The organism is Trebonia sp., from assembly GCF_049794275.1.
GTDB lineage: Bacteria > Actinomycetota > Actinomycetes > Streptosporangiales > Streptosporangiaceae > Trebonia.
In genome coordinates, this window is the sequence record NZ_JBARCR010000605.1 from 1 (window position 1) to 7,889 (window position 7,889).

The window sequence follows — 7,889 nt, forward strand, 5'->3', positions numbered from 1 at the left end:
AGCTGCTGTCCGCGACCTGATGCGGAAGGCAGCGGTCGTTCCGCTGACCGCCGCCGTCACTCCCGGATCGGCGCTGCTGCGCTCGATCGCCGGCGAGCGCGCCCCTCTGGTTACGCTGCCTGCCACCCGCCCGGAAGTCGTCACGGCCGCTGCCGCGACAGGCCGGAGCGCGGCAGCGCTGTCGGCAGGGTTCCGCGGCCGCCGCCGTCGCTGACGCCGCGGCGGGTATGACGGGGATCGAAGGTCCTCCACCCACCGCCGACGGCGCCCGGCACGTCCGCGGAACGGCTTGAATCTCTGGCTCGCCGGCGTCGACCGTGTCCCTTGAAATGCCACGTCAGAGGCAAGAGGCCGACCCGGATGGCCGCCACGGACCTGCCACCACGGCTACTGTCTGCGGAACCGCTTGATAGCGTCCTCGGTGGTGGGCGTGAACAGGTTGACGAGGTTGCCGTCCGGGTCTCGGAAGAGGATCGACTTGTTTCCCCAGGGCATCAGGGTGGGCTCCTGCTCCCAGTTGCTGACGATCGGCTTGAGCCGGTCGTACTCGGCGTCGACGTCGTCGACCATCCACTCGATGATGGCGGTTTCGTTGGCCGCCGGACGGGCCGCGTTGTTGAATAGCCGCGCCGTGCTGGTGTGCCCGAGGGCGAGAGTGCAGGTCGGGTAGTGGAACTCGGCGAACACCGGCGCGGGCCGATCGGCGGTGGTCTCGGTTACCTTCTCGTAGAACTCGACCATAGGGTCAAGGTTGTCGGTGATGATGCGGACTGAGACGAAGTCCATCGGTCACTACCTTCCAGGTTGGCGTGTTGCCTCGGAACCACAGCGTATTTCTGCTACGCTACCGTAGCGTAGCGGAACTTTGGAGCTCCGGAGATGATTGGGCGATGGCAAACAAGGCAGGTGCGGATGAGGCCTCAGCGCCGAGCCAGCGGAGGACTCTGGATCCTCGCGTCGCTGCCTCGCGTGAGCGCGTGCTGGCGGCGGCGCTGGACTTGATGACCGAGACCGGCCTGGGCGGGCTGACCATTGACGACGTTTCGAAGCGCTCAGGTGTCGCCAAGACCACCATCTACCGGCACTGGCCGAACCGCACCGCGCTCATCATCGACACATGTCTGCAGATGACCGATGGTGACGAAGATCCGCCGGATACTGGCTCCATCGAGGGCGACGCGAAGGCCATCTTGACCGAACTCGCAGAACTGCTGTTCACGGCGCGATGGTCGTCGATCACACCGTCGATTGTCGATGCGGCAGAGCGCGACCCGAAGATCGCGGAGGTTCACGGCAGGCTCCAGCGCTGGCACGCGGCCCCGCTGCGAGCGGCTTTGGAAAGAGCGGTTCACCGTGGTGAGATCTCCGCAGACGCTGATCTAAGCGCGATAGCGGCCGCGCTGCGGGGGCCGCTTTACTTCCGCCGGTGGTTTTCACGTGAGCCGATCGATGAGAACTTCCTCGACTTGATAATCCAGAGCGTTCTGGCCGGGTGCCGACTGGGAGACACGTGGACGTCAACGAGCTGATCGAACGCTACCCCCGACCGTTCCACCTGGCCGAGGCCGACTCGGCACCGGCCATCTCGGAACATGACGTGTACCGCGGGGTCGCATGACGACGCCCGGCCACGCCGAACCGGGCCGATTCCGCGGCGAGACGCTACCGGACCTGCTCGGGCCGCACACGCGGCTACTCTTCGTCGGCGTCAACCCCGGCCTGTCGGCAGTAGCGGTACAGGCGCCCTTCCCGCGGCGCGGCAACCGCTTTTACCCCGCCCTGTTCAAGGCAGGCATCACTGACCGGCTCATCGATGCCTCCGCCGGATTCGCGCCCGGCGACCGTGAGTACCTTACGGACCGCGGGATCGGCATCACCGCCCTGGTCTCAAGGGCAACCGCGCGGGCCGCCGAGCTGAGCACGGCAGAACTCCGCGCCGGCGCCCGGGACCTGCTCACAACCGTCAAGCGAGTCAGGCCGCAAGTAGTCGCCATTCTGGGGATCACCGCGTACCGCACCGCCTTCACCATGCCGAAAGCCAGCACAGGCCGGCAGCCCGGACTATTCGCCGGAACACAGCTCTGGGTCGTGCCCAACCCGAGCGGCCTCAACGCTCACTCCTCGCTCGCCGACCTGTCGGCCGCCTATCGCGCGGTCGGCATCGCCGCCGGGCTCGATCTCCGGCCCGATTAACACGGGCGGGTCAGATCCGCCGCGGCCGCGGCCGCTCGGTCACGCCCACTGCGCGCGTTGCGTGGTGACGAGCGGGATGAAGATGTCGTCGACGATCTGGCGCAGGACGTGGTCGGGGACGGGCTTGAGCGTCATCATCATTTCGTTGCGGAACAGGTCAAAGGGGAGAGCGATGATCCGGGGGGTGAGTCGGGCCTGGTCGACCTCGCCGCGCTCGACGGCACGGTTGACGACCTGTTCGACAGCAGAGCCGCGCTGACTCAGGAAGGCCTCGCGGAGCTCGGCCGGGGTGGGGCCGGTCTGGTTGTAATAGCTGCCGAGCATGCTGCTTACCAGCGCAGCTACGGGGTTGCGGGTGGTGCTGTTGGCGTTGGCGAGCAGCGCGAGAAGGTCGCCGCGGAGGGTGCCGGTGTCGGGAATGGAAGGCGCACTGGCAGCGCCAATGTGGCGGACGGTGGCGCGCAGCAGGTCGTCGCGGGTCTTCCAGCGGCGGTAGAGCACGGGTTTGCTGGTCCGGGCGCGGGCGGCGACGGTGTCGATGGTGAAGTGCTCGTAGCCCTCGGCGATCAGCTGCTCCCATGCGGCGTCGAGGATCGCTTGCTCGAGCTCGGCGCCGCGGCGGCGGGTCTGCGCGCTGCCGGCCCGCTCGTTGTAGTCGTCCGGGTTCTTGCCCACAGCCGTATTCTCTCTGCGCTGGGTACCTTGGCGGAAATCGCCTGTCGTCGGAAGCGGCTCGGTGTCAGTCGCGGGCGGCGGGGAGGGCGAGGGCGGGGATGAGTGCCGCGACCGTGATGCCGATCGCCCACCAGAACGCGCCCTGAAAGGCACTGGCGGCACCGTGCGCGAGGCCGGACTGGAGGGCGACGGCAACGATCGCGATGCCGAAGGAGGTGCCGACCTGCTGGGCGATGCGAGTGTTCATGGTGGCGTGGGGGATGCCGGCTACCGGGATGTCCTGGTAGGCGACCGACAACGGCGGGATGAGCACGGCACCGATCCCGAAGCCGCGGATCAGGAGCGCGGCGCCGAGCAGCCACAGGCTGGTGTGCGCGCCGGCCAGCGCGAACGGCACAGTGGCGCCGGCTGCTACCAGGAAGCTGGCGATCGTGACCAGGCGGGCGCCGAGCCGGGCGACGAGCTTGCCGACCACGAAGCGGGCGGCCAGCGAGCCAACGCCCTGGGGGATGAGCAGCAGCCCGGCGTACAGCACGGTCTCGCCGTGCAGCTGCTGGTAGTAGAGCGGAAGCAGGAACAGGCCGGCGTACATGGCTGCGCCAGCAGTGAACAAGACCGCGGAGGCGGTACCGAGTGAGCGCAGCCGCAGCAGCCGCACGTCCACGACCGGATGCCGGTCACCGGGCCGCGCGGCCCAGGCAATGAAGGCGCCGAGCAGCGCGATCCCGGCCAGCAGCGGAACGAGCACGCCTGCGCGGCCGATCCCGCCGTCTTCTGAGAGGTTCGAGAGGCCGAGCAGGATCCCGGCCAGCGCCGGCGCGAGCAGGACGAGCCCGGTCACGTCCAGGCGCGCCCGCTCGGCACCGCGGTCCGGGCGGTCGGCGGGCAGCAGCCGCCAGGCGAGCACCAGACCGGCCGCGATCACGGGCACGTTGACCAGGAACAGCCAGCGCCAGCTCAGCCAGTTGAGGATCACCCCGCCGATCACCGGGCCGAGGATCGGCCCGAGTGCCAGCGGCAGGCTGACCGCGGCGATCAGGTTGCTGCTGGCGCGCCCGCCCGCGGCCCTGACGGCCAGAGTCTGCATCAGCGGGAAGATCAGGCCGGCGGCAAAGCCCTGCAGGACCCGGAAGCCGATCAGGCTGGCGTCACTCCAGGCCAGCGCGCACAGGGCCGATCCGGCGACGAAGAGCACCAGCGCGGCCATCCAGACGCGCCTGCCGCCCCACCGGCTCTCCGCCCATCCGGTCACCGGAATCGCGACCGCCATCGCCAGCAGGTAGCCGGTCGTGACCCACTGGATCGCGCCGTACGTGGAGTGCAGGCTGACCGCCAGCGTGTGCAGCGCGATGGTGACCATCGTCGAGTCCAGGATCGCCGCGATCCCCCCGACGATCAGCGCCAGCAAAACGTTCCGGACCTGCGGGGTAAGCGTCGCCGCGCCGTCCGTGCGTTCTACCGTGGTGTTGGCCATCGCGGCCTCCCGGAACTCAATTAGATACCAATGAGGATCTTATATTGCAAAGACTGATGAAGTCAAGATACTCATTGGTTTCTTATGTGGAACGAGGCGGGCGCGCGGATCAGGGTTCACCCTGCGACGCTAGGCGCGGTGCCGGTCCAGGATGTCGGCGACCAGCCCGTCGACGAAGCTCCGCGGGATCGGCGCTCCCGTCAGCGCGCGGTAGACGATCGGGCCGCTCAGCGCGTCGAGGGCGGCATCGACATCGAGCGCCGCCGGCAGTTGCCCGGCGGCAATCCCGCGCTTGAGCATCTCCCGCTCCCGCTCGCGCTGGGGGTCGAGGTAGCGGTGGTGAAAGACACCGGCCATCTCGGCGTCGTGCTGAGCCTCGCCGAGCAGGGCGAGCAGCACCTTCCCGGCCGGCTCCCTGGTCAGGAACCGCGCGAGGACCCGTAGGTAGCGGCGCGTGTCATCGATCGCCGAGCCCGTGTCCGGGACGACCAGCTGGCGGCTCGCGTCGTCGACCAGGGTGTCGAGCAGCACGTCGACCTTGGAGGGCCACCAGCGGTAGATCGTCTGCTTGGCGACGCCGGCGCGTGCGGCGATCCCCTCGATCGTGACGCCGCCGAAGCCGCGCTCGACGAGCAGGTCATCGGCGGCGTGCAGCACCGCGAGGCGCGCATTCTCGTCCCGCCGGTGCGGAGCGCGTCCCTTGGCAGGGCGTGTCTCTGCTGACATCTCGGCGCCTATCGTAGCGCAACGCGGCGTCTCGTCACATCCATGAGAGACGCAACGGTGCGTCTTGTCAAGACGCACCGTTGCGTCTACAGTGGTGACCATGAGGAAGCAGTTGGCCGACCCTGGTCGAGGACATCCTGGGCGGACCTACGCTGACAACTGACACGGGAGCCTGACGCCACCATGACAACACTCACCACCGCACCGCTCGCCCCGCTGCTGGACCGCATGTTCGCCGAGGCGGAAGCACCGGCCTCGCCTCAGGTGAGAGCCGCCCTCGCGCAGCTCACGCCGGAGGAGCGCCGCCGGCTGAGCGCAAGCACGGACGAGGCCGACTACCGCACGTTCTACGGTCTGGCGAGGGAGGACTACCTGGCCGTCTCACGCGACACCGCCAGGCTGCTGTACATGCTCGTGCGCGCCGCCGGCGCGCGCTCGATCGTCGAGTTCGGCACCTCCTTCGGAATATCCACCCTGCATCTCGCGGCCGGGCTCAGGGACAACGGCGGCGGGCGGATCATCACCACCGAGTTCGAGCCATCCAAGGCCGCGCGGGCACGGGAGAACTTCACCGCAGGCGGACTGGCCGATCTCATCGAGCTGCGGGAGGGGGACGCGCTGCAGACCCTCGCCCGCGACCTGCCCGGCCGGATCGACCTCGTGCTGCTCGACGGCGCCAAGGGTCTCTACCCGCCCGTCCTAGCGCTCCTCGAAGAACACCTGAAGCCCGGCGCGCTCATCGTTGCCGACAACGCCGACCGGAGCCCGGACTACCTGCGACGCGTCCGGTCCGCCGCCGACGGGTACACCTCGGTGCCGTTCGCCGAAGACGTCGAGCTCTCGATGCGCACCGGCTAACTCGCCGGCCGCATCTCACGTTCGGCATGCTGGGGGCGTCTTCCCGGTGAGGAAGGGCATGGTGATGAAGCAGCCGTTCGAGCAGGTCGTGGAGCAGCACGGCGGGACAGTGCTGCGGGTATGCCGGGTCGTCCTCGGCGTCCATGACGCCGAGGACGCGTGGTCGGAGACCTTCCTGGCGGCGATGCGCGCTTACCCGGACTTGCCTGACGATGCCAACGCCGAGGCATGGCTGGTCACGATCGCGCATCGCAAGGCCATTGACGTGCTCCGCGCCCGCAAGCGGCAGCCCGCGCCGGTCGGGGACGTGCCCGAGGCGCCGACCACGCTCGGCGTGCCAGGCGACCGAGACGGTGACCTGTGGCACGCGGTCGGGGCGCTGCCGGAGAAGCAACGCCAGGCGGTGGCCTACCACTACGTGGCGGGCCTGGCCTACGCCGAGATCGCGGAGATCCTCGGCGGCACCACCGACGCGGCGCGCAGGGCCGCGGCCGATGGCATCAAGAACCTGCGGAAAAACTATCCAGGCGCGACGAAGGAAGGAGCGCCATCGTGAACATCTCTACCGACGACTTCGGGTCCGCGGCCGATCCCGGCACGCTATCGAGGCTCAGGCACCAGCTCGGGCTGGCGGCCGACGCCGAGGGACTGCTGGACGTCGCCTTCACCACCGTCGACTCGCCTGTCGGCCCGCTGCTGCTGGCGGCGACGCCAAAGGGCCTGGTGCGGGTGGCCTATGCCATCGAGGACCACGACCGCGTGCTCGACACCCTGGCGCGGCAGGTCAGCCCGCGCGTGCTGCGGGCACCGAAGCGGCTGGACATGGCGGCACGGGAACTAGAGGAATACTTCCAAGGGCAGCGCCGCGGCTTCGACCTTCCGCTGGACCTGTCCCTGTCCAGGGGATTCCGGCTGCTGGTGCAGCAGCAACTGCCGTCCATCGGCTACGGGCAGACGCGCAGTTACCGGCAGGTCGCCGAACTCGTCGGCAACCCGAAGGCGGTACGGGCGGTCGGCACGGCCTGTGCCACCAACCCGCTGCCGGTCGTGCTGCCCTGCCACCGGGTGCTCCGCAGCGACGGCACGCCCGGCGGCTACGCCGGCGGCACCGCCGCAAAGACCACGCTCCTGAGCCTGGAGGCAGCATGAGCGCGGACCCGTGGAAGCGGCGGGTGGACGCTGGCGACTGGGCCGCCATCACCGCCGAGGTCAACGAATACGGTGGCGCGCTGCTGCCGGAACTGCTCACGGCCCGGGAAACCGAACAGATCCGCGACCTGTACGAGAACGACGGGCACTTCCGCGCCACGATCAACATGGGCCGCCACCGGTTCGGCGAGGGCGAGTACCGGTACTTCAAGGCCCCGTACCCGGAGCCGGTGGAGCGTCTCAAGCAGGCGCTCTACCCCCGGCTGCTGCCGATCGCCCGCGACTGGCACGCCAGGCTCGGCCGTCCCGCTCCGTGGCCGGACACGCTGGACGAGTGGCTGCGGATGTGCCACGAGGCCGGGCAGGTGAAGCCGACGGCCATCCTGCTGCGCTACGGCCAGGGCGACTGGAACGCCCTGCACCGTGACCTGTACGGCGATCTGGTCTTCCCGCTGCAGGTCGTCATCAACCTGAACGAGCCGGGGGCCGATCACACCGGAGGCGAGTTCCTGCTCCTCGAGCAGCGCCCGCGCGCCCAGTCCCGCGGCACCGCCACGCTGCTGCCGCACGGTCACGGATACGTGTTCACGACCAGGGACAGGCCCGTCCGCTCGGCGCGCGGCTGGTCCGCTGCCCCGGTGCGCCACGGCGTGTCCGCGATCAGGTCGGGCCGACGGCACACGCTCGGCCTTGTCTTCCACGACGCGGCGTGAACGGCGGCGGCAGCGGCGGCAGCGGCAGCGGCAGCGGCGAGAAGACCTACCGGCTGCTCGGCGCCGGCGGCAAGCCCTACCAGTCGGCGTCGAAGGGCCAG

Annotated in this window: 11 protein-coding genes; 7 read left to right on the top strand and 4 right to left on the bottom strand. The window is 69.3% G+C overall.

The window, feature by feature from the left end; genetic code table 11:
• Positions 1–214 (top strand): hypothetical protein (locus tag WA805_RS16300; RefSeq protein WP_425242756.1); only part of this gene is annotated, 214 nt, incomplete at its 5' end.
• A 173-nt stretch (positions 215–387) separates the two neighbouring features.
• Here the strand turns inward: WA805_RS16300 and WA805_RS16305 are convergent.
• A complete protein-coding gene (locus WA805_RS16305; RefSeq protein WP_422325204.1) occupies positions 388–786 on the bottom strand; it encodes a VOC family protein in 399 nt (132 codons plus the stop codon).
• A 191-nt stretch (positions 787–977) separates the two neighbouring features.
• On the opposite strand from WA805_RS16305, the gene WA805_RS16310 reads away from it, so the two are divergent.
• Together WA805_RS16310 and WA805_RS16315 are read left to right on the top strand one after the other, a co-directional pair.
• The gene (locus WA805_RS16310) at positions 978–1,529 is read left to right on the top strand and encodes a TetR/AcrR family transcriptional regulator (protein WP_425242757.1); all 552 of its coding nucleotides are present in this window, start codon (positions 978–980) and stop codon (positions 1,527–1,529) included.
• Positions 1,530–1,614: 85 nt separating this feature from the next.
• Positions 1,615–2,193, top strand: coding sequence for a mismatch-specific DNA-glycosylase (locus WA805_RS16315; RefSeq protein ID WP_422280995.1), 579 nt, complete (start codon positions 1,615–1,617; stop codon positions 2,191–2,193).
• A gap of 39 nt (positions 2,194–2,232) precedes the next feature.
• Here the strand turns inward: WA805_RS16315 and WA805_RS16320 are convergent, their stop codons facing one another.
• The 3 genes from WA805_RS16320 to WA805_RS16330 all read right to left on the bottom strand — a co-directional run bounded on the left by WA805_RS16320 (position 2,233) and on the right by WA805_RS16330 (position 5,068).
• A complete protein-coding gene (locus WA805_RS16320) occupies positions 2,233–2,868 on the bottom strand; it encodes a TetR/AcrR family transcriptional regulator (RefSeq protein ID WP_422280997.1) in 636 nt (211 codons plus the stop codon).
• 64 nt (positions 2,869–2,932) lie between these two features.
• Entirely contained in the window at positions 2,933–4,342 is a 1,410-nt protein-coding gene (locus tag WA805_RS16325; RefSeq protein ID WP_425242758.1) for a DHA2 family efflux MFS transporter permease subunit, read from the bottom strand.
• Positions 4,343–4,471: 129 nt separating this feature from the next.
• Positions 4,472–5,068 carry a TetR/AcrR family transcriptional regulator gene (locus tag WA805_RS16330; RefSeq protein WP_422270724.1) on the bottom strand — a complete coding sequence of 199 codons (597 nt, stop codon included), beginning with the start codon at positions 5,066–5,068 and terminating at the stop codon, positions 4,472–4,474.
• Between the two features lie 183 nt (positions 5,069–5,251).
• On the opposite strand from WA805_RS16330, the gene WA805_RS16335 reads away from it, so the two are divergent.
• The 4 genes from WA805_RS16335 to WA805_RS16350 are packed head-to-tail and all read left to right on the top strand — an operon-like array spanning position 5,252 to position 7,788.
• A complete protein-coding gene (locus WA805_RS16335; protein WP_422270726.1) occupies positions 5,252–5,926 on the top strand; it encodes an O-methyltransferase in 675 nt (224 codons plus the stop codon).
• 58 nt (positions 5,927–5,984) lie between these two features.
• Positions 5,985–6,482 (top strand): RNA polymerase sigma factor, encoded by a 498-nt coding sequence (locus WA805_RS16340; protein WP_422286442.1) that lies wholly within the window; start codon positions 5,985–5,987, stop codon positions 6,480–6,482.
• Positions 6,479–7,075: a methylated-DNA--[protein]-cysteine S-methyltransferase gene (locus WA805_RS16345; RefSeq protein ID WP_422286444.1), complete on the top strand. Its 597-nt coding sequence runs from the start codon at positions 6,479–6,481 to the stop codon at positions 7,073–7,075. Before WA805_RS16340 ends, WA805_RS16345 begins: the two co-directional genes overlap by 4 nt.
• On the top strand, positions 7,072–7,788 hold the full coding sequence (locus tag WA805_RS16350) for a 2OG-Fe(II) oxygenase (RefSeq protein WP_425242759.1): 717 nt from the start codon (positions 7,072–7,074) through the stop codon (positions 7,786–7,788). Before WA805_RS16345 ends, WA805_RS16350 begins: the two co-directional genes overlap by 4 nt.
• The last annotated feature ends 101 nt before the right edge of the window (positions 7,789–7,889 follow it).